The 22,708-nt window shown below is 31.0% G+C and carries 19 protein-coding genes and 1 tRNA gene; 14 read left to right on the top strand and 6 right to left on the bottom strand.

The features are described from left to right. Positions 1 to 64 precede the first annotated feature (64 nt). The gene (locus Q4Q39_RS17420) at positions 65 to 766 is read left to right on the top strand and encodes a hypothetical protein (protein ID WP_303283836.1); all 702 of its coding nucleotides are present in this window, start codon (positions 65 to 67) and stop codon (positions 764 to 766) included. A gap of 24 nt (positions 767 to 790) precedes the next feature. Here the strand turns inward: Q4Q39_RS17420 and Q4Q39_RS17415 are convergent, their stop codons facing one another. Further along, the gene (locus Q4Q39_RS17415; protein WP_303283835.1) at positions 791 to 1,696 is read right to left on the bottom strand and encodes an ion channel; all 906 of its coding nucleotides are present in this window, start codon (positions 1,694 to 1,696) and stop codon (positions 791 to 793) included. Positions 1,697 to 2,062: 366 nt separating this feature from the next. Here Q4Q39_RS17415 and Q4Q39_RS17410 point away from each other — a divergent pair, with 366 nt between their 5' ends. After that, on the top strand, positions 2,063 to 2,242 hold the full coding sequence (locus Q4Q39_RS17410; RefSeq protein ID WP_303283834.1) for a hypothetical protein: 180 nt from the start codon (positions 2,063 to 2,065) through the stop codon (positions 2,240 to 2,242). Between the two features lie 108 nt (positions 2,243 to 2,350). Here Q4Q39_RS17410 and Q4Q39_RS17405 read toward each other — a convergent pair. Next, positions 2,351 to 2,423 (bottom strand) — tRNA-Phe (locus Q4Q39_RS17405). Between the two features lie 162 nt (positions 2,424 to 2,585). On the opposite strand from Q4Q39_RS17405, the gene Q4Q39_RS17400 reads away from it, so the two are divergent. The 7 genes from Q4Q39_RS17400 (at position 2,586) to Q4Q39_RS17370 (ending at position 10,579) form a co-directional block, all read left to right on the top strand. Continuing rightward, complete coding sequence (locus Q4Q39_RS17400; RefSeq protein WP_303283833.1) at positions 2,586 to 3,317, top strand: type III pantothenate kinase; 732 nt, start codon at positions 2,586 to 2,588, stop codon at positions 3,315 to 3,317. Beyond that, entirely contained in the window at positions 3,314 to 4,633 is a 1,320-nt protein-coding gene (gene bamG / locus Q4Q39_RS17395; RefSeq protein WP_303283832.1) for a BamG family beta-barrel-assembly machinery protein, read from the top strand. The genes Q4Q39_RS17400 and bamG overlap by 4 nt, the downstream gene beginning before the upstream one ends. Positions 4,634 to 4,651: 18 nt before the next feature. Next, entirely contained in the window at positions 4,652 to 6,034 is a 1,383-nt protein-coding gene (locus Q4Q39_RS17390; RefSeq protein WP_303283831.1) for a tetratricopeptide repeat protein, read from the top strand. After that, the gene (gene lptC / locus Q4Q39_RS17385; protein ID WP_303283830.1) at positions 6,034 to 6,591 is read left to right on the top strand and encodes an LPS export ABC transporter periplasmic protein LptC; all 558 of its coding nucleotides are present in this window, start codon (positions 6,034 to 6,036) and stop codon (positions 6,589 to 6,591) included. Before Q4Q39_RS17390 ends, lptC begins: the two co-directional genes overlap by 1 nt. A 157-nt stretch (positions 6,592 to 6,748) precedes the next feature. Next, positions 6,749 to 6,943, top strand: coding sequence for a hypothetical protein (locus Q4Q39_RS17380; protein ID WP_303283829.1), 195 nt, complete (start codon positions 6,749 to 6,751; stop codon positions 6,941 to 6,943). Further along, positions 6,944 to 8,233 (top strand): hemolysin family protein, encoded by a 1,290-nt coding sequence (locus Q4Q39_RS17375; protein ID WP_303283828.1) that lies wholly within the window; start codon positions 6,944 to 6,946, stop codon positions 8,231 to 8,233. A 222-nt stretch (positions 8,234 to 8,455) separates the two neighbouring features. Next, on the top strand, positions 8,456 to 10,579 hold the full coding sequence (locus tag Q4Q39_RS17370) for a peptidylprolyl isomerase (RefSeq protein ID WP_303283826.1): 2,124 nt from the start codon (positions 8,456 to 8,458) through the stop codon (positions 10,577 to 10,579). Between the two features lie 391 nt (positions 10,580 to 10,970). Here Q4Q39_RS17370 and Q4Q39_RS17365 read toward each other — a convergent pair whose 3' ends face one another. After that, positions 10,971 to 11,882 carry a GYDIA family GHMP kinase gene (locus Q4Q39_RS17365; RefSeq protein WP_303283825.1) on the bottom strand — a complete coding sequence of 304 codons (912 nt, stop codon included), beginning with the start codon at positions 11,880 to 11,882 and terminating at the stop codon, positions 10,971 to 10,973. After that, a complete protein-coding gene (locus Q4Q39_RS17360; protein ID WP_303283824.1) occupies positions 11,883 to 13,205 on the bottom strand; it encodes a hydroxymethylglutaryl-CoA reductase, degradative in 1,323 nt (440 codons plus the stop codon). It lies immediately after the preceding gene. A gap of 151 nt (positions 13,206 to 13,356) precedes the next feature. On the opposite strand from Q4Q39_RS17360, the gene Q4Q39_RS17355 reads away from it, so the two are divergent. The 5 genes from Q4Q39_RS17355 (at position 13,357) to Q4Q39_RS17335 (ending at position 19,982) form a co-directional block, all read left to right on the top strand. Beyond that, positions 13,357 to 15,588: a S9 family peptidase gene (locus Q4Q39_RS17355; RefSeq protein WP_303283823.1), complete on the top strand. Its 2,232-nt coding sequence runs from the start codon at positions 13,357 to 13,359 to the stop codon at positions 15,586 to 15,588. A 19-nt stretch (positions 15,589 to 15,607) separates the two neighbouring features. After that, the gene (locus tag Q4Q39_RS17350) at positions 15,608 to 16,993 is read left to right on the top strand and encodes a peptide MFS transporter (protein ID WP_303283822.1); all 1,386 of its coding nucleotides are present in this window, start codon (positions 15,608 to 15,610) and stop codon (positions 16,991 to 16,993) included. A gap of 53 nt (positions 16,994 to 17,046) precedes the next feature. Continuing rightward, positions 17,047 to 18,831: a peptide MFS transporter gene (locus Q4Q39_RS17345; protein WP_303283821.1), complete on the top strand. Its 1,785-nt coding sequence runs from the start codon at positions 17,047 to 17,049 to the stop codon at positions 18,829 to 18,831. Positions 18,832 to 18,919: 88 nt separating this feature from the next. Further along, positions 18,920 to 19,378 carry a thioredoxin family protein gene (locus Q4Q39_RS17340; protein WP_303283820.1) on the top strand — a complete coding sequence of 153 codons (459 nt, stop codon included), beginning with the start codon at positions 18,920 to 18,922 and terminating at the stop codon, positions 19,376 to 19,378. A 61-nt stretch (positions 19,379 to 19,439) separates the two neighbouring features. Next, on the top strand, positions 19,440 to 19,982 hold the full coding sequence (locus tag Q4Q39_RS17335) for a thioredoxin family protein (RefSeq protein WP_303283819.1): 543 nt from the start codon (positions 19,440 to 19,442) through the stop codon (positions 19,980 to 19,982). 38 nt (positions 19,983 to 20,020) lie between these two features. Here the strand turns inward: Q4Q39_RS17335 and Q4Q39_RS17330 are convergent, their stop codons facing one another. Together Q4Q39_RS17330 and Q4Q39_RS17325 are read right to left on the bottom strand one after the other, a co-directional pair. After that, a complete protein-coding gene (locus tag Q4Q39_RS17330) occupies positions 20,021 to 22,060 on the bottom strand; it encodes a ComEC/Rec2 family competence protein (RefSeq protein WP_303283818.1) in 2,040 nt (679 codons plus the stop codon). Positions 22,061 to 22,083: 23 nt separating this feature from the next. Then, the gene (locus tag Q4Q39_RS17325; RefSeq protein WP_303283817.1) at positions 22,084 to 22,629 is read right to left on the bottom strand and encodes a C40 family peptidase; all 546 of its coding nucleotides are present in this window, start codon (positions 22,627 to 22,629) and stop codon (positions 22,084 to 22,086) included. Positions 22,630 to 22,708 lie beyond the last annotated feature (79 nt).

The following is a 22,708-nucleotide window of genomic DNA, read 5'->3' as shown; positions in this document are numbered from 1 at the left end:
AAATAGGGATTGTATGCTCGGCATATTTTATTATATTTGATGAAAATTAAAAGTATCTCTTATAATGAAAAAAATGATTTATCTGATTTTAGTTTTGAATATATTGGGTTGCAAAGGACAAGAAGACTCATTTGATAAAACAAATAAGTTTTTAAATTTTTATGTTGTAAGTCCGGAGTACAGAAGTTTGCCAGCTGGATTTAATATTATTAGAAGTGAAGAAGGTGAACTTGAAGGGAAGTTCTTTACAATTCATAAAAAGATACATGATATAACATTTTATGAAGTATCTAAAGACTCTTTAGTATTTAGTGCAAATGATGGTAGGCGAAAAGAGACCTTTATCTTAACCGATATTAATTTAATAGATAAGACAGCAAAAGTTATTACTAGGACTAATAAGAAGGGTGATAATTTAATATTTGGTACACGTGCTGAGCAAGATTTAATTGATTATGATGAAGATTTTTACTTTAAAGTAATAGGAAAAGAAAATACTAATACAAAAAAAGATAATTTACCTAAATATTCAGAAATACGTGGAGTATTGATTAATTCCAAAGACCCAAATGAAGCTGATAAGTTATTAGGAAAACCAAATGAAGTATTTCAAAAAAATCTACTAACATATTCGTTATATTATTTTGGAGCGACCCAAAATAGTAAAAAAATACACGTTAGAGTAGTGTATGACCACAGAAATAATTTAGTCGATGAGGTAACAAGCCATGAATTAGGTGCTAAAATTACAGGTTGGAAGATTTAACTTTATTAAATCTCCTAGATAATTTTAATTCTTTTTAATAGTATTTTTTTTTGATAGGATGAAATCAGCTAGAACAACTGTTAATATTAGATTTGCTATGGTTTGTAATGCTACCATTAATCGGCATAAAGTAGAATTTGGTGTAATATCTCCATTACCAACAACAGTTACGCTAAAATAAATAAAATCAGAAAATCCCCACACGTCCTTAGTTGCACTAGCTAACTGTTTGTATTCTTTAATCTGGTTTTTGTACTTTGATATTACGTCTTTTGTATGCGTATTGAAATAAAAATTTATTAATTCGTCTTGATTTTCTAAACTACTTAATAGGTCTTTTTTGAAATTCCAAAAACTTTTACTGTGCTTATCAAATATATATGACCTCTTATCTAAAAAGTAGTTATAACTGAAAATTAAATTATCAGGTTTGGATGTGGTATAACTGCTAATATTAATATAAAAATTTTTGATGTCGTATAGAGGAACTAAATTAACAGGAAAATTATTATTTTTATTATCATATTTTTTTTGAAAATTCCAATGGTCATAGTTGAAACTAATAACAGTATCATTGTTGTTAAAGGCTCTGTTTATTAATGTTTTTGTGAAATACTTATCTGGAATTTTTTTAATTACTTTTTTCAAATATGGTAATTCAGTGTTTAAGTATTTTTCCTTTAAAATTGTATCGTTGGTTAAGGCTAAGTAATTCTTATAAGCTCTGACATTTTCTTGTTTGAACTTTTCCTTTTCTTTTTCGAATTCTTCTATTTTAATATTTCTTTGAGAGTTTAGTATTTCTTTGAAAAAAAAGAAGTTATTGTTGTCATGTATATAAATTTTATAATAGATTATTGCAAAAAATAATTGTATTAAGATATATAGTAGTACAAAGCTAAAATAGCTATACTTAAAATTAATTTTCATTCGATTTTTCATACAAAATAAAAGTAGTAAATAATTTTATAGAAAGTTTTTATTTCTTCAATTATTAGTTTTTCATTTTAGTCCTTTTTTGGATAATATTTTGTAACCAAGTTTTATTGTCTAAAATCATGGCCAATACTAAATTAATTAGAGTTTAAAGAGTGTTTAATAGGTGTAAAAAAATTGATTAGCAATATTGGTGTTATTTTTATTCCGAATAGGTCTTTTAAGTGTTGACTTTCTCAATTATTTTGTTTATTATTTGTGATGTAACTATTTAGCATGATTTTTTGTGCGGTTGGGTCATAAGTATAACTATATAGTTACATTGTAATAAACAATTGCCAGTAAAGTTCTTATGTAATAATGGAAGATGAGATATTAAACCCAAAAGAGTTAATGGGTTTATTAAAAATTAAGTCATCTACATCGCTTATAAAGTATGAAAAACAAGGTTTAATAACACCATATAGACCATTTGGAAAGAAAAAGTATTACTTAAAAAGTGAGGTGATGAATTTGTTCAGAGAAGAAAAGAGGTTTTAGAATCCTCTTTTTTTTGTAACAATATTTAATTTTCCAATGTATTTTACCACGTTACAAAAATAAACCCTTGATAATAAATTGATTATCAAGGGTTTGAATTATTTGTTGTGGTACCTCCAGGAATCGAACCAGGGACACAAGGATTTTCAGTCCTTTGCTCTACCAACTGAGCTAAGGTACCTCGCCAAAGCGGTTGCAAATATATATTCATTTTTGTAATTACACAAAGAAAATTATAAAAAATCGTATGCTTTAATTTTAGATGTCTGATTAGACATAATATAAAGTTAAATAAAAGCTTTATTATGGCTCATTTTGTAAATTTACACCTTTTAATAAAGTTATGAACTTAGTAATAGACGTCGGTAATTCCTATGTAAAACTTGCTGTTTTTGAATCAGGCATACTAAAATACAAAGGAACTGTAACTTTAGGTTCTGTTTTAGAAGGTATAAATAGTCTAAAAGATAAATATGTATCAATAAAAAAGGCTATTATTTCTTCAGTAGGAAGATTGGATAAAGAAACTATTGAGATCATTAAAGAATCTTTTAATATCACGATTTTAGATTCTAGTACCAAGTTGCCATTTAAAAACCTTTATAAAACACCAAATACTTTGGGGGTAGATAGAATTGCATTGGTTTGTGCTTCTGTTGAACAGTTTCCAAATAGCAATGCTCTTATTATTGATGCAGGAACCTGTGTTACTTATGATTTTGTAACAGTAAAAAATGAATACCTTGGAGGGGCCATCTCCCCTGGGCTTCGCATGCGTTATGAATCATTAAATAATTTAACAGCAAATTTACCGTTGTTAGAATCAGAAACCCCAAAGAGTATTATTGGAAATTCGACGAACGACTCAATACACTCTGGGGTAGTACATGGTCTTTTAAAAGAAATAGATGGTAATATTGAAGTATATAATCTAAAATACTCAGATTTAACAGTAATTTTAACAGGAGGCGATGCTAATTTTTTGTCAAAACAATTAAAAAGTAGCATATTTGCCAATTCTAATTTTCTTTTAGAGGGATTGAACTATATTTTACAATTTAACTCAAACGAATGATAAAAAAACTTGTATTAGTTTTTATTGCAGCTTTTGCAATTCACAGTTACGGCCAAGAAGGAACTGCTTCGCCTTATTCTTTCTATGGTATTGGAAGCCTTAAATTTAAAGGTACTGTAGAAAATAGAAGTATGGGAGGATTAAGTATCTATAACGATAGTATACATATTAATTTACGAAACCCCGCTTCCTATGCAGGTAAAAACATGGCTGCTTTTAATAATGAAACCAGACCTGTAAAATTTACAGTTGGAGGGAGCTATTCTAGTATAAGCTTAAAAAGTGATTCTGGGTCAGATAACACATCTTCATCTACTTTTGATTATCTGGCCTTATCTATACCAATGGGGAAATTTGGCTTTGGCTTTGGCTTGCTACCTTACACGTCGGTAGGGTATAAATTAGAATCGTTAAACACAGAAGGTAGAACTGAAAATAAGTTTAGAGGTGAAGGCGGACTTAATAGAGTGTTTTTTGGGTTAGGATATCAAATAATGGATGGATTAAGTATTGGTGTTGATGCCCAATATAACTTTGGAAATATTCAAAATAGTACAGTTGAATTTTTGTATGATGCAGATGGTACACAGCTTGAATTTCAATCACGTGAAAATAATAGATCAGATTTAAGTGGTCTAAGTTTTAATTTGGGACTGTCTTATAAAAAGATGATAACAGAGAATTTAGAACTTTCTTCCGGAATAACATATACACCAGAAAGTAATTTGGTGTCTAAAAATTTAAGATCGTTTTCAGCTATAAGAACAAATACTGATACTGGTCAGGAATTTGTAGATTTTAATAGTATTGTTGAAGCTGATTTAGAAGCCCTTGGATTGTTAGAAACAGATTTAATATTACCATCAAGATTTTCAGTTGGAGCTGGGATAGGTAAACCAAGAAAATGGTTTGTTGGTGCAGAGTATACATTTCAGAAAATAAGTGATTTCTCAAATGAATTATATACTAGTACAAGTACTCCTACAATATATGAGGATGCTTCAACAGTTTCTCTTGGAGGATTTTTTATTCCGCAATATAATTCTTATAATAGCTATTTTAAACGTATCGTTTATAGAGCTGGAGTCCGTTATGAAGAAACGGGATTAAACATAGATAATGAATCAATAAATGAGTTTGGCATATCTTTTGGAGTAGGATTACCAGTTGGCAATTTTTTATCTAATGCAAATTTAGGTTTTGAGGTTGGTAAACGAGGAACAACAAATAATGCTTTGATAGAAGAGGATTTTGTTAATTTTCGAATAAGTTTATCTTTGAACGATAGATGGTTCCAGAAAAGAAAGTATGACTAACAGCATAAAATTATAATTATGAAAACAAAAATTACATTATTATTTACATTATTAATTGGTTTAAATACAGGCTTTGCACAGCAAGATGAAGAATGTATGACTAAGCTTTCTATTTTTCATGAATATGTGAAAGCTAAAAATTATGATGCAGCTTATGAGCCATGGATGGCGGTAAGAAATAAATGCCCAAAATTTAATAATGCTATTTATATAGATGGTGAGAAAATTTTAAACCATAAAATTAAAAAAGCTACGGTAAATGCAGATAAGATAAATTATATAAATGATTTATTGAAGCTATGGGAGCAAAGAGGCGTACATTTTGCCAGCAAAACTAAAAAAGGAGAGTATGCTGCTAAAGCGTGTCAATTAATGTACACCAACAAAAAAATATTAAATAAAACAGATGAAGAGCTTTATGAGTGTTATGACGCCGCTTATAAATTAGATAAAGCTACTTTTACTAACCCTCAAAGTCTATATACCTATTTTTCTTTAATGGTAGATTTATATGACGCAAAAAAGAAGCCAGCTGTAGATTTATTTAATAAATATGATGATGTTGTAGAGAAAATTGAAGATGAAGTAAAAATTGCTTCGTTAAAGCTTAATAAATTAATCGAAAAGGAAGATGCTGGTACAGCATTGACTAAAAAAGAAGAAAGGTATAAAAAATACTATGGACAAATTTTAGAAGCTTTCGATAAAGTTTCTGCTGGAGTTGATCAAAAATTGGGAGAAAGAGCTAATTGTGAAAATTTAATCCCTTTATATAAGAAAGATTATGAAGAGAATAAAGACAATGCAGTTTGGTTGAAACGTGCTGTAAGTAAAATGTACCATAAAGAGTGTACAGATGATCCTTTATATGAGAAATTAGTAAAGTCTTATGATAAGACAGCACCTTCTGCAGATACAAAATACTTTGTTGGGACTATTTTATTTAAAAATCACAAAGAAAACGAGGCTATTAAGTATTTTCAACAGTCTTTTGATTTAGAAACAGAAAGATTTAAAAAGGCTAAATTAGCTAACAGGATTGGACTTATTCTTAAAAAGAAAAAAAGATATGGTCAAGCTAGAAACTATTTCAGAAAAGCTTTAAAGTTAAATCCATCTAATGGACGTCCATATTTATCAATAGCAGCGATGTATGCTGCCAGCGCAAATAACTGTGGGAAAACTAACTTTGATAAAAGAGCAGTGTATTGGTTAGCTGCAGACGAAGCTAGAAAAGCAGCGCGTGTAGATCCTACACAAAAGAAAAACTCTGCTAAATCTGTTGCCAATTATTTAGCTAAAGCACCGCAAAAATCTGAGATTTTTAGCTGTGCCTGCTCAGGAAAGGTAATTAAAATAGCATGTTGGATTGGAGCTTCGGTTACAGTGCCAAAGATTTAATGAACAAAAAGTATATATATAATATATTAAGCATAGTCACAGTAATAATTACTGTGGCTATGTTTTTTTCATGTAGTGACAACTTTAATAAGATTCAAAAAATGGGTGTTTCAGAAAATGAACCTATTGGAGTTGCAGAAAACATAAATTTAAAACATACAGACTCTGGTAGGGTAACAGCCAACCTTTTAAGTGCTAAAATGCTCGATTATTCGAATAGAGATTTTCCTTATAATGAGTTTGTAGGAGGTATTACATTGTATGTGTATGATGAGGACAATAAAAAAAGCACAATTATTTCAGATTATGCAATTTCATATGATAAGACTGGTCTCATAGATTTGCAAGGAAATGTTGTTATTACGACACATGATGGAAATGTATTAAAAACAGAACAGTTGTATTTTGATAAAAAAAGAGAATGGTTATTTACTAATGTACCTGTAACGTTTACAACGAAACAAGATATTATAAAGGGTAATGGCTTCGACTCTAATTTAAAATTTACCAATGCAGAAGTGCTTGAGGTAACTGGAATTATTTCACTAGACGATTAACCTACGCTTTCCATAGTTTCTTTTTCGATTTTACTATCTTTGTCTTAATTAATTTACGATTCATAATCTATGAAATAAACCATAGTAATTAAGTTGATACCAACCAAAATGCTAAATGGTTTATTACATCTGACTTAAAAAAAATAAATATTAACAGATGAAATATTCTAAGATTTTTCAATATGCCTATTTAGTTTTTGCAGCACTATTTATATACGATGCTATTGCTAAGTATATAAATACAGGAAACATTGAATATCCTTCAATATTGCTTGGAGCTTTAGCTATTTTTATGTTTTTCTTTAGAAACAAGTTCAGCAAAAAGTTTCAAAATAAAGATAACTCAAACTAAATGAGCATTTATGCCATTATTATAATTGCATCATTAATTCTTTCCGCTTTTTTCTCAGGTATGGAGATCGCTTATGTATCTTCAAATAAAATTCATATAGAAATTGAAAAAAAACAAGAAGGTATTTTTGCTAAAGTTTTAAGAAAACTTACAGCCAAACCTTCAAAATTTATAGCAACAATGCTTATAGGTAATAATATAGCATTGGTTATTTATGGGTTTTTTATGGGAGACATGTTAGTCAATTGGTTTCAAACTATATTACCAACATCATATAGTTTTATAAACTACATGTTAACCGATTTAAGTCTACTGTCTCAAACCGTAATATCCACGATTATTATTTTAATAACTGCAGAATTTTTACCGAAAGTATTTTTTCAAATTTATTCAAACACATTAATTAAATTTTTGGCAATCCCTGCCTATGTGTTTTATATTATATTCACTTTTATATCAGATTTTGTTATTTGGATCTCAGATTTCGTGCTTAAACATTTTTTTAAAACGGAAGGTGATCAAATACAATTGGCATTTACAAAAGTAGAACTAGGTAACTATATTAGTGAACAAATGGAATCTGTTGAGGCTCATGAAGAGATCGATACAGAAATACAAATTTTTCAAAACGCTCTTGAGTTTTCAGAAGTAAAAGCAAGAGAAGTTATGGTACCTCGTACCGAAATCATAGCTGTAGAAATTAGTGATTCTATTAAATCACTTAATGCATTATTTACTGAAACAGGTTGCACTAAAATATTAGTCTATAAAGAAACTATGGACGATATTTTGGGATATGTACATTCTTTCGAATTGTTTAAAAAGCCAAAGAGTATAAAGTCTATGATGTTACCTGTTGAATTTGTACCAGAAACTGTGCTTATAAAAGATGTATTAGGGGTGTTAACGAAAAAGCGAAAAAGTATAGCGGTTGTTTTAGATGAATACGGAGGGACATCAGGAATTATGACTGTTGAAGATATTGTAGAAGAGCTATTTGGTGAAATTGAAGATGAACATGACACAGTAGACTTAATTGAAGAGGTAGTAGATAAAACTACATATAAATTTTCTGCACGTTTAGAAGTTGATTATATTAATGAAGCCTATAAACTAAATTTACCAGAAAACGAAAACTATGAGACATTGGGCGGGCTTATTGTTAATCATACCGAAGAAATTCCAGCTCAAAACGATATAGTAAAAATTGAAACGTTTCAATTTACAATATTAGAAGTATCAAATACTAAAATTGATATGATAGAACTTAAACGTTTAGAGGAAGATTGATTTAAGAAGAATTGTCCAAAGCGATCTACTTGAGTTCCATTTCTAGTGTCTTTCCTATTAAAGTAAAAATCTGGGAGTTTAATACAATTAATGCACCTTTCTACTTTTATTATTAAATAGAAAATGGTATTTTCGCGCACGATATTTTGTCAATTATAACTAAATTGACAACTAGTTAATAAGCTAAACCCTAACAATGGGGTTTAAAAATTTAAATTACAAATGGCAGTTTTAAATAAGATTAGACAACGTTCACTATTTTTAATAATAATAATAGCATTAGCGTTATTTTCTTTTGTATTAGCAGATTTATTTAAGAACAGTGATGCGCTTGCTTCAAAATCACAAAATATTGTTGCTACTATAAATGGTAAAGATATTACACGTGAAGATTTCATGCAAAAAGTAGAAGCTGCTCAAAGGCAAGCCGGACCAAATGCAACAAATACTCAGGTAATGAATAGAGTATGGGATCAAGAAGTTAGAAGAGCTGTCATGCAGACGCAATACGATGAATTAGGTATTTCTGTTGAAAAAGATCAAATGAGAGATTTGTTGAAAACATCTTTGGCTACAAGTCCAGAGTTTTTAAATGAAGCAGGTCTTTTTGATGAAAATAAATTAAACGAATACATTGCTAATTTAAAAGAAACGTCCAAACAAGCATATATTAGTTGGGTTAATTATGAAAAATCTGTTGCAGCAAACGGTTTGCAACAAAATTATTTTAATTTAGTTAAAGCAGGTTTAACAGGAACTTTAGCTGAAGGTAAATTAGAACATCAATTAGAAGGAAATAAAGTAGACATTAAGTTTGTACAAGTATCTTATGCGTCTATTAAAGATTCTTTAGTTGAAGTTTCTAAATCGGATATTTCTAACTATATCAATAAAAATAAGAAAGAGTATGAGGTAGAAGCTTCAAGGGATATTAAATTTGTTCAGTTTAATGAAGTAGCATCTGTTGAAGATGAAAATGCTATTAAGGCAGATCTTAATGTGTATTTAAATGGCCGATTTGTTGATGAAACAGGAAGAAAAGATACTATAGTTGCTTTTTCAAAAGTAAAAGATAACGAAGATTATATTAACGTAAATTCAGATATAAAATTTGATAAGCGTTTTGTATTTAAATCAAGCCTACCAGCAGCAGTTGCAGATACTATTTACAATCTTGAAGAAGGTGGTGTATATGGTCCATATAAAGATAATGGGCACTTTAAAATAACTAAAGTTGTAGCTGTTAAACAAATTCCAGATTCAGTAAAAGTAAGACACATTTTAATTCCTTTTGTGGGATCTCAAAGTGCAGCTTCTGAAGTGACACAAACGGAGGCTGAAGCTAAGGTGACTGCAGATAGCTTATTAACAGTAATAAAATCAAATCGTTCTAAATTTCCAGAATTAGTAAAAGAGTTTTCTTCTGATAAAGGAAGTGTGGAAAAAGAAGGTCGTTACGATTGGCATCCTTACAATACAATGGTTTCAGAATTTAATGATTTCGAATTTGAAGGAAAAACAGGAGATTTAGGCGTTGTAAAAACAATTTTCGGATTTCACATTATAGAGATAGAAGGACAGAAAGAAAAAGTTAAAGCAATACAAGTTGGAACCATAGCTAGAAAGATAGAACCTTCTGAAGCTACAACTGCAAAAATATTTAGAGACGCTTCTAACTTTGAAATTAAAGCTGGGGAAGGTGATTTTGAAGCCTTATCAAAAGAAGCTAACTATACAGTACGTCCAGTAAACGGTATTAAAGTTTTAGATGAAAATATACCAGGTATTGGAAATCAAAGACCAATTGTACGTTGGGCTTTTGAAGAAGATGCAGAAGTTGGAGCTGTTAAACGTTTTAATATTCCTAATGGGTATGTAATAGCACAGTTGGTAGCAAAGCATAAAGCAGGATTAATGTCTGTTGAAGACGCTACTGCTAAAGTGTTGCCTAAAGTTAGAAAAGAAAAGAAAGCTAAAATGATTAGAGATAGAGTCTCTGCTAAAACACTTGAAGATTTAGCAGCTGCTGAAAACACAAATGTTAGGTCTGCATCTGCAATAAATATGAAAAGCCCAACAATCTCAGGAGCAGGAAGAGAACCTTTAGTAGTAGGAGCTGCTTTTGGATTGAAAGAAGGAGAACCTTCAAAATTAATTGATGGAGAAAATGGTGTTTATATGATTCAGGTAGTTAAAGTAACACCAGCTGTAGAACTTGATAATTACCAAGCTGCTGCTAATAGAGTAGAGCAACAAAAAATAAACGTCGTTAATTCTAAATTGTATAACGCCTTAAAGGAGGCTGCAGACATTGAAGATAATAGAGTTGAAACTCAAGTTCAATAAGAACTAAGAAGATAAAGTTTAAAAGGTCTCGTTTTACGAGGCCTTTTTTGTTTTTTGTTATCTAATGATTAAAAAGATCTAATCATTTCTTATGTTAACGTGATTTCGATTTAATACAAGCATATTTCTAACGATAAGTTCACTAATAATATTACATGTCGCCTTGAGCGCAGTCGAAAGGTCATTAAAATCTAGATGTTTAAATAGGTTTCGACTTTAGCCTGTCTTGAGCTGAGTCGAAAGGCTCAACCTGACATTAATTTTTAACTTTTTGAAATTCAGATTAATAATTTTATTCTTATGTCGCTCAGGTTATGTTAATAGCTTCAGTCATACTTGACCAATTATTGTGATTGTCTATATGTGGAATTTGATTGAAGTAAAATACAACTTATAAAATCATATCAGTATAGGGGATAACAGTCTCAAAACCTTTTTTACTGAAATAAGAACTAGGGTTGCTCTTTGAGGTTACTAAAATAAAGTCACCACCCCAAGCTCCAAGACTTTTAATACTGCCCTTAAAATCATCAAACAGAAGTGATTTAATGACCTTTTGCTTGGTAAGCTTAGATATAATGTCTTCGTGTTGAGTTATTAAGGATTCAAAGTCTTCAAAAGAATTTGTGGTGACTATTTGTGAGGTGATAGTGTTGATGTTTTCAATATCACTTTTTAAGTGGCCTTTGGTAGTATTATAGTGCTTAATCCCATCCCTGCTATTTTGCTTTTTGTTTAAATAAACAAAATATAAATCATCTTTAAAAAGCGGGTTAAAATCGATTGGTTTAACGAACGGTTTAGCATGCTCTAATCGATAAATAACAGGTGTGTTATGTTGAGCACAAGCAATATCGTAACCACTACCTCCAAAAGTAATTTCTAGTAATTTATAAGCATCAATATTTGCCCATGCTGCTATGTTGTTTATTAATGTAGAAGACGTGCCTAAACCCCATTGTCGAGGAAAATCTAACTTGGTTGTGACTTTGAAGCCCTTACCAGTGCTTAAAAAATTTGTATTGAGCTGCTTAGCTGCATTTAAAATTTGAATAAGCCTTTTAGAAAGGCTGTTGTCATCTCTACTAGCGATAGAAAGCTCATTATTTGTGATTTCAAAAATAGTTTCAAACCAAACAGTCCCATTTTCATCCAAACTCCTCCAAAGAAGTTTAGGCTCAAGAATAGTTTCAACATCTAAAGACTGTCCATATTTTGTAGGAATAGCTAATGATTGCGCTCCGTCTAGAACAACATATTCCCCCGTAAGTAAAAGTTTTCCGTTACTGTAGTAAGACTTCATTTAATTTTTTACTCTTAGCTTATTAATAGCTTCAACAACCGCACTATGAGTCACAGTATTTGTTTTAAAATGCTCTGTTATAGTTTCCTTTTCGTCATTACTAGCTTCAAACTGATTAAGAATATTCATTAAATGCATTTTCATATGACCTTGTTGAATACCTGTAGTGGTAAGCGAACGAAGCGCAGCGAAATTTTGAGCCAAACCTGCTACTGCTACAATTTGCATAAGGGCTTTAGCCGATGGTTTATGTAATAACTCTAATGCTAATTTTACTAAAGGATGCAAGCCAGTAAGGCCTCCAACTGTACCCAATGCTAATGGAATTTCCATCCAAAAAGTGAATATGCCATTTTCAATTTTAGCATGCGTTAAGCTACTGTATTTGCCATGTCTTGATGCATACGCATGCACACCAGCTTCAACGGCTCTAAAATCATTTCCAGTAGCTAAAACAACAGCATCAATACCATTCATGATCCCTTTGTTATGAGTCACAGCGCGATAAGGTTCTACTTCAGCAATATTAACGGCTTGGATAAACTTAGTAGCAAAGTCTTCACCAGAAATAGTATCATTATCACTTAAATCTTCAACCTTGCAACTTACTTCGGCGCGTACTAAACAATCTGGAACATAGTTAGACAAAATGCTCATAACGATATCAATTTGTTTCTCTTGAGCAGAGAATACATCAAATTTCAATGCGTCATTTTTAAAAGTCTTTGCAAACTGTTCTAAGCAAGAATTTATAAAATTAGCACCCATAGCATCAAGTGTTTCAAAAGAAGCATGAAGCTGATAGTAGTCTTTTATATCATCAGTTTTATCCCGTAACTCAATATCAATAATACCGCCACCGCGTTTTTCCATGTTCGCAGTAATAGCTTTAGAGTCTTTAATGAGCTTGGGCTTTGTTTTGTCGAAAAACTGTTTTAATTTATTAAAATCTCCTTTGTAAATAAAGTGAACCTGACCAATTTTAGTTGTAGAAATAACACGTGTTTTAAAACCACCTCGTTCCAGCCAAAATTTAGCTGCTTTACTAGCCGCTGCTACTACCGAACTTTCTTCAATAGCCATAGGGATGGTATACAACGTATCATTTATTAAAAAATTAGGAGCTACACCAAGTGGTAAATAATAATTTGTTATAGTGTTTTCAATAAATTCGTCGTGAAGTTGTTGTAGCTTTTCATCGGTATTCCAATATTGTTTTAAAATACGATTTGCATCTTCTTTATTAGAAAAATAAGTCTCAACGATCCAATCGATTTTTTTAGATTTAGATAGTTTAGAAAAGCCGGCAATAGATTTACTCATAACATGATAATTTACAATGCAAAGATACTACTCTTGGTATGAATATTGAATATCTTGATTTATGCAAGGTTATTTAAGTGTTAATAATGACGGTTTTTTGCAGAATTTTTAGTAAACTTGACATCATTTTATGAAATAAATATTTTTTTTAATGAAATACCTAAAATTGTCTTTTTGTGTTTGCTTTTTCACAACATTTTTTTTAATAGCACAAACGAAAGAAATTTCCCTTGAATCCATTTGGAATGGTTCCTATAGAACTGAAAGAATGGATGTTTTACACTCTATGAAAAACGGACAGGAATACTCCGTTTTAAACTTCGATAGACAATCACGAATTACAACTATTGATATTTACGATTATAAGACTTTGAAAAAAGTTAAAACATTAGTGAATTCAGATTCCCTTGATGGCATAGCATATTTTACCGATTATACTTTTAGTGATGATGAAAATCAAGTGATTTTAGCAACAAACGAAACTTCAATTTTTCGTCGCTCTACCTTGGGGAACTACTATGTTTATAATGTAAATGACGCATCCTTAACGTTAATTACTGAAGATAAAATTCAAGAGCCTACATTTTCACCAGACGGAAATAAAGTTGCCTTTGCGAAGAATAACAATTTATATGTAAAAGATTTACAATCTGGTGAAACGACTCAAATAACTTTTGATGGCAAAAAGAATGTTATTATAAATGGAATAACAGATTGGGTTTATGAGGAAGAGTTTTCGTTTGTACGTGCTTTTGAGTGGAATGCCGCAAGTGATAAAATAGCATTTATACGATTTGATGAAGCCAATGTGCCAGAGTTTTCAATGGATGTTTATGGTGAAGGACTTTATCAAACACAGCAAGTGTTTAAATATCCTAAAGCTGGAGAAGCCAATTCTATAGTCTCATTACATATTCATGATCTAAGTACAAATGAAACAAAAGAAGTAAAAGTAGATAAAGATTATAAGGATGTTTATATTCCACGTATAAAATGGACTAACAATTCAGATATTTTGAGTGCTCATTATATGAACAGGCACCAAAACGAATTGGATTTATGGATGATAAATTCAAAATCAAATACAGCAAATTTAGTTTTAGAAGAAAGAGATGCTGCCTATATTGACATTACAGATAATCTAACTTTTTTAAAGGACAATAGTTTTATTTGGACAAGTGAAAAAGATGGATTTAATCATATTTATCACTATGATAAAAATGGTAAGCTTATCAATCAAATAACCAAAGGGAACTGGGAGGTTACTAACTATTATGGTTATGATAAAAATACGAATAGAATCTTCTACCAATCGGTTGAAAATGGTTCCATCAATCGCGATGTATACTCCATTAAATTAAATGGGCGCAATAAAACAAGATTAACAAAAAGTGAAGGGACTAATAAAGCCTCTTTTAGTGCTGATTTCTCTTACTTCATTAACACATTTTCAAGTGCCACTACACCACCAGAATATACTTTAAATAGTGCAGCTTCTGGAAATTTAATAAAAAGTATAAAGGATAATGATGTATTATCTCAAAAGCTTTCAGATTATAAGACATCAAAGAAAGAATTTAGTACGATTCATGTCAATGGTAACGACCTTAATATGTGGATGATTAAACCAGCAGATTTTGATGAATCAAAACAATATCCACTATTTATGACGCAATATTCGGGACCAGGCTCTCAGTCTGTTTCGAATAGTTGGAATAGTGCGAATGATTATTGGTTTCAGCATTTAGCACAACAAGGCTATGTTATTGTATGTGTTGATGGCCGTGGAACAGGTTTAAAAGGCGCTGCGTTTAAAAAAGTAACTCAAAACGAACTTGGTAAATACGAAGTAGAGGATCAAATAGCAGCGGCAAAACAATTAGGGGAACGCCCTTATATTGATGCTTCCAGAATAGGAATCTGGGGATGGAGTTATGGCGGCTTTATGAGTAGTAATTGTTTGTTTAAAGGAAACGATGTGTTTAAAATGGCTATTGCTGTGGCTCCAGTAAGTAGCTGGCGTTTTTACGATACTATTTATACAGAGCGTTATATGACAACACCTCAGGAAAATGCAAGTGGTTATGATGATAATTCCCCAATAAATCATGTAGATAAATTAAAAGGGGATTTTTTATTGGTACATGGGTCAGGAGATGATAATGTCCATCTACAAAATACCATGCGTTTAGCAGAAGCATTAATTCAAGCAGATAAGCAATTTGATTGGGCGGTATATCCAGATAAAAATCATGGTATTTATGGAGGTAACACCAGACTACATCTGTTTAAAAAAATGACAAATTTTATCAATGATAAGCTTGGTGATAAAATTGAAAAGCAAAAAGAAAACGAAGTAAAAAAAATAAAGATAAAAGGATAAACTAACTAATTATAAATTTATGTCAAATTCAACTACAATAAAGCAAAAGGAATTATTTGGGCATCCGATAGGATTGTATGTGCTATTTTTTACTGAAATGTGGGAACGTTTCTCGTATTATGGAATGCGAGCAATATTGGTGCTGTACTTGGTGGCAGAAACTCAATCAGGAAATGCCGGATTAGGATGGACTAATGGTGATGCCTTATCGCTTTATGGTACTTATACAATGTTAGTATATGTGATGTCTATACCGGGAGGTTGGATTGCAGACAAGTTTTTAGGTCAAAAAAAATCTGTTCTTTACGGAGGTTTACTTCTAGTTGCTGGTCATAGTATATTAGCGGTAGAAGAAATGTGGGCGTTTTATACTGGTTTAGGTTTAATTATTGCCGGAGTAGGGATGTTAAAACCAAATATTTCAACAATGGTTGGAGGTTTATACCAGCAAGGAGATATAAGAAGAGATAAAGGGTTTACCATTTTTTATATAGGTATTAATGTTGGTGCTTTTTTATCAAGTTTAATAGTTGGTTATGTCGGAGAAGTACATGGTTGGCATTATGGTTTTGGATTGGCAGGAATAGGTATGGCTTTAGGGTTAATACAATATGTTGTAGGGCAAAAACATTTGAAACACGTTGGGAATTTTTTAGGAGCTTCTGAAAATCTAGAAGAAAAGGAAGCCATGAAAAAGCCTTTAACAGCCATAGAAAAAGATAGAGTGGTAGTGTTATTTATATCTTTTTTACTAGTAATTGTATTCTGGGGAGCTTTTGAGCAAGCAGGTGGTTTAATGAATATATATGCTAAGGAGAATACTAATAGAATGTTAATGGGGTGGGAAGTACCAGCTTCCTGGTTCCAGTCATTAAATGCAATGTTTATTATATTTTTAGGGACATCAGTAGCATTATATTGGGCAAATAGAAAATTAAAAGGAAAAATCTCTACGTCTTTATTTAAAATGATAATTGGATTAATTATCATGGGGACAGGATTCTTCTTTATGTCTGCAGCAGCATCAGAATTTAATAGCACAGGAGCTTCTGCTATGTACTGGTTAGTTTTAGCGTACTTGTTTCATACCGTTGGGGAATTATGTATTTCGCCAGTAGCATTGTCTTATATCACAAAACTAGCTCCAGTTAAATATGCATCATTAATGATGGGTGTCTATTTTGCTATGACTGGTTTTGGCAATAAACTAGCAGGACTTTTAGGGGAGTCTGCTGAAGGTTTAGGCGAATTTACAGTATTTACTGGAATTGCTGTTTTTTGTGTACTATTTGGTAGTTTAGTTATGGTATTCCGCAAAAAATTAGAAAAGCTTACACATGGAGCTGAAGACAATGAAGGAACTATATATGAAGAAGCTGAAGGTTTTGAACTTGCGGATAATTAAAAATATGTAAACCCTCTTTAAGAGGGTTTTTTCTATAACTAACGATTTTTTATATGAATACTGATATTGAAAACCTATTTGAGGACAGAGTTATTGGACACCCAGCTGGACTGTTTGTGTTATTTTTTACCGAAATGTGGGAACGTTTTTCATTTTATGGGATGCGTATACTTTTGGTGTTATTTTTAACCGCTCCTATTTTGAGTGATAATCCAGGATGGGAATGGCCAAGGGAGCATGCTTTGGCTTTAATAGGGACTTATGCGTCGTTATTATATTTAACTCCAATTATAGGAGGGTGGATTGCTGATAAGATCACAGGTTATCGTATTGCTGTGGTTATTGGCTGCTTAATTATGACCTTGGGTCATGCAGCTATGGCCTTGGAAACAACTATGACCTTTTATATCGGATTAGCTTTATTGGTAATTGGAACAGGTTTTTTTAAACCAAATATCACCTCTATTATTTCTGAGATGTATAAGGGGAAAGAATCTAAAAAAGATGGTGCTTATACTATTTTTTATATGGGGGTTAATGCTGGTGCCTTCTTTGGTATGATGTTATGTGGTTATTTAGCTGAAAATTATGGTTGGTCTTGGGGCTTTGGTTTAGCTGGAATTTTTATGTTTTTGGGAATGCTTCAGTTTTGGTTAGCTGGTAGTTTGTTTGGAAGTATCGGAGCAAAACCTTCAAAAGTTTATGAAGTTGAGTTGCCTCAAAATATAAATGAAGAGAGCCCTGCAGAAGAACAAAAAACGAATGTAGATGATAAATTAAACCCTTTCACTATGTTGGATAAGGTGTTGATTGTTTTATCTTCTATAGGTGGATTGCTATATTTATTTAATGATCCTTTAGAAAAAATTGGAGGAAAAAGTTTAGCGCCTTTTGAAATTGGAGGAATGAATGGTTCTAATATTATTGTATTAGCAGCATTGGTTTTGTTTTTAATATTACTTGTAACTAGAATATCCAGATATATTCCGATAGTTAGAGATAGAATTATTGCAGTGTCAATCTTTGGAGTATTTACAGTGTTTTTCTTTGCTTTCTTTGAACAGTCGTTGGGTTCAATGACTTTATTTGCCAGAGATTATACCAATAGGACGCTTGTTGGAAACTCAGCATTAATTTTTAAAATTGTTGATGCTTTATTAACAACAATACCTCTTATTATTATTACTTGGGTACTTTTTTTATTATCTAAAAAAACATTTTCAAGGATAGGATTGTCTAACATCATTCTTGCTATTGCATTTATTGGTATTTGGTATTTGGTGATTTTTAGATTGGTAAATAAGTTTTCTGAGCCAGGAAATGAGATCGAGGCCACTTGGTTTGGGATTTTGAATTCGTTTTTTATAATTACGCTAGCTCCATTGTTCTCTAGGTGGTGGGAAAGCAAATATAATCCAAGTGCAGCCATGAAATATGGAATAGGTTTGATCTTATTAGGTATTGGTTTTGCTGTGTTGTCTTATGGTGCTTCAGATATTCCTTCAGGAGCAAAAACGGCTTCTGTAAGTATTATATTTTTAATCTTGGCTTATTTGTTTCATACTATGGGAGAACTGTGTTTATCGCCAGTAGGTTTATCCTATTTAAGTAAATTGGTACCGCCTAGAATGATTGGGTTTATGTTTGGGGTTTGGTATTTAGCAATTGCCGTTGGACAAAAAGCAGCAGGAACGATGGGAGGTATGATCGATAAAATTTCCGAACAATACTCATTAGGGACATTCTTTTTAATATTCACATTAATACCAATAGGTGTTGGTTTCATATCTATAGTCCTTAATCCTGTATTAAAAAAACTAATGCACGGCGTTCGTTAGTCGAAAAAACAGCTAAAATAATTTCAAAATGCTCCAGATTTGGAGCATTTTTTGTAAGTTCGGTATACGTTTTGCAACAAACATAGGTATGAGGAAAACAATTTATATATTTTTAATAAGCTTTTTTACTATAGTATTTGTTAATGCTCAAGAACTAACTTGGCATACAGATATGAGCAAAGCATCCGAATTTGCTATGCAAGAAAAAAAACCGCTGTTAATGTTTTTTACAGGATCAGATTGGTGCGGTTGGTGCATACGTTTACAAAAAGAAGTTTTTAAAACAGACGAATTTAAAAAATGGGCCAATGAAAATGTTGTTCTTGTAGAATTGGATTTTCCAAAAAGAACTCCTCAAGATGCTAATATTAAAGCTCAAAATCGTCAACTGCAAAGTATTTTTAAAGTAAGAGGTTATCCTACAATTTGGTTTGTTAATCCAGAAATTAATTCTGAAAAACAAATAAATTTAAGAAGCCTTGGAAGTACAGGATATGTAGCTGGAGGCCCAATTAAATGGATCGATAAAGCGATGTCTATGTTGTAAGTTGACACCAATAAATATGATTATTGGTGAATTACATTTAGATAGATAAAAAATGAAACAGATGAAAAGGATATTGTTATTATTAGCTGTTTTTACAACAGCTTTTACAAATGCACAGAAGATTAATTGGGTGACTTTTGAGGAAGCTATAGGACTTCAAAAGAAAACACCTAAAAAAATTATGATGGATGTTTATACTAGCTGGTGTGGGCCTTGTAAAATGCTGGATAAAAATACATTCCATAATAAAGACGTAGTAGATTATGTAAATAAAAACTATTATGCAGTAAAATTTAATGCAGAAGGAAATGAGAAGGTTAATTATAAAGGGAAAGTATTTTCGAACCCTAACTATAATCCAGCAAATGCAAAAAGACGTAATTCTGCGCACGAGTTGTCACGATACCTTCAAGTACAAGCGTATCCAACAATTGTGTTTTTAGATGAAAAAGGCGAGGTCATTGCTCCAATTAGAGGTTATCAAACACCACCTCAATTAGAATTATATCTAAAAATGTTTAGTAAAGACGATCATAAAGAAATTGACACTCAAGAAAAATTTAATGTGTACTACAAAGCCTTTAAACCTGAGTTTAAGGGGTAACTGTGTAAACGTTAGGTTCACACTGACACAGTTTTTGTCTAATATGGAATAATAAAAGCTCCTTTTTTGCTAGTTTGGTGAAAAGGGAGTTCTCTTTTTTTGCAAATGGTTTCCCAAGTTTTTATATAAGATTTATAATTGCTCCCATCTGCTATAATATATTTTGGTTTGATAGAATCAATCAATCTATTCAAATTTATTTTTGGTGATTGCCTTAGTAACAAATAATCAGGTTCAAATGATTTTATATTGTAAACTCCCAAGCTGTCAATAACCAGAAGTCTTTTATTCTTAAGAAGATAAATAGATTGTAAAGAGTCTTTTTTTATACTATTAATATGATTACCAATAGCATAATCTTTTACGATGTTGTTTGCACTACTGGATAAACTATCAAAATCATAAGCTAATAACATTTTATTATGTATGGTGTTGCTTATAAGGCTATGCTTGTTTTTGTGAAAAACGATAAACTCATTTGTAGGTTTATTATAATTCGTATAAATAGCAACACTCTGAAAAATTATGAAAGCAATTAATACATATTTAAGGCTAGAGTAGTGCCATTTTTTTAAAATTCTTATCAAGCAAATAATAACAATATAAGTAGCGATAACATATGAAAGATTAAAAGGAATATCTTTCAGTAAAAAGACTTCTTGTCTTGAAACCCATGCAATAAAATCATTCATTAAACTTATAATGTAACCGTAAGTATTTGCCAGATATTCTGGAAGCATATTTAAACTAGCTAACAGAATGATAAGTATTCCGATTCCTAAAATAAAGCCTAAAAAAGGGATGATTACTAAATTGGATATAAAAAACAAACTCGGAAATTGATGAAAATAATATAGACTTATAGGTATAACACCTAATTGGGCAGAAAGGGTGATCGTAAATGTATGCCAATAAAAATCTATTATTTTAGATTTTGGTTTCCACCGTTTATAGATAATTGGATCAACAATAACAATAGCAAAAACGGCTAAATAACTTAATTGAAAACCAATATCGAATAAAAACATAGGTTTAAAAAGTAATATTGTAAATATAGATATAGCCAGTGTGTTGTAAATATTGGTAGGTCTTTTTAAGCTTGAAGCTATGGTTATAATACTAAACATCGTAACAGCTCTAGTAATTGAAGCTGATAGCCCTGCAATAAAAGCAAAGCACCATAAAAATATGACTAATAGAATAGTTTTTATAAGTTTTCCATGTTTGAAGTTTTCTATAGGCTTAAGCGCGAAGCTTAGAATAATTAATATAATACCGATGTGTAATCCAGATACAGCCAAAATATGTATAGCACCAGCGTTTGTATAATTTGAATAAATCGTTTTACTAATACTTTGTCGCTGCCCTAATATTAAAGCGTTAATTATGGCAAGTTCGTCAGGTTTAAAATGATGAGATTTTAATTTTGAATTAATATGCTCGCGAATGTTGTTGGCAAGCCCTAAAAGAGTATGTGCACTCGAACTTACTTGTAAAAGTGATTGATTAGAAGCAAATAGCTGGTGGTAAATGTATTTTTTCTCTAAGTAGGCTTTGTAATTAAATTGATAAGGATTTAATGGCTGGTTTAAACTTGTAAAAGCGATTGTACTTATAAATATATCGTCGACTTTTAAAGTCTTTAAAGATGAGTCTTTTTGAATATTTAAAAGGGATTTTCCTGTTGCTTTATGACCATCAATTTCTAAAAGATCTATAATATATTTGTCATGAAAACTTCCAGGTTTCAAAATACTCCTGATTCTAAATGTTATCGTTTTTAAAGTATCATTTTCTATTGAAATTTGATTAGTGTAATGATTAGAAAAGCTTTTTTCGTTATGAAAATTTACTGCCAATACACCTATGCTAATCATCATTAAAAAAGAAAATAGACCAAACCAATTGGTTTGGTCTATTTTCTTTTTTGCTATGAAGTAAAACACGGATAAGGCAACAAAAAATGAGGCCTGTATATATAAAAGGCGATGTAAAGAAATGCTAAAAAAATAGCCGACAGAAATTCCTATAACGAGACAAATCGTAAGCTTAATTATTGTAAAATTTAGTAATTGCATGTTTTTGCAATATACGAAATACCTTACAATATTTTACGTGCTTCTACAAATGCTGATTTCCAATAGTTTTCAGAAAGTTTAGAAATAATAACACCTTTGCTAGTGCTTGCATGTATAAAACTAATGTCTCCAGATTTAGATTTTACAACCAAACCAACATGATTAATACGATGCCTCCTTTCTTTACTAGTTTTAAAGAAAAGTAAATCACCTTGTTGTGCTTTCCTTAGAGGTATTTTATTCCCTTTTTTAGCAATATCTCTTGCTATTCTAGGTAATGTTATGTTATAAGCTCCAAAAGATTTAAAAACTAACCCAGAACAATCCATTCCATATTTTGTAGTACCTCCCCATTTATAACGAACACCTTCAAACTGTTTTGCATAGTTTACAATGTTATCAGCTTTAGATCCTTTTTTCTTTGTCTTGGCTTTGTAGGAAGCAGTTTCTTTTCTGTTTTTTTTACTTATGATTGTAGTAGAAGCTTCTTTCCTGCTTTTAGCACGTTTTGAAGATTTACAGCTAGTGAAGCCAATAATCATTAAAAGAATTAAGATGGTTCTTTTCATTATAAATTAAAGTAGGTTTGGGTTGCTAATTGTAAATTTATAATAAAATAAGATACAAATAAATTTTATTTTTTAGGAG

This window comes from Flavivirga amylovorans (assembly GCF_030540875.1).
GTDB lineage: Bacteria > Bacteroidota > Bacteroidia > Flavobacteriales > Flavobacteriaceae > Flavivirga > Flavivirga amylovorans.
The sequence above is the reverse complement of the archived record's forward strand: the minus strand, read 5'-3'. Positions and strand labels throughout refer to the sequence as shown.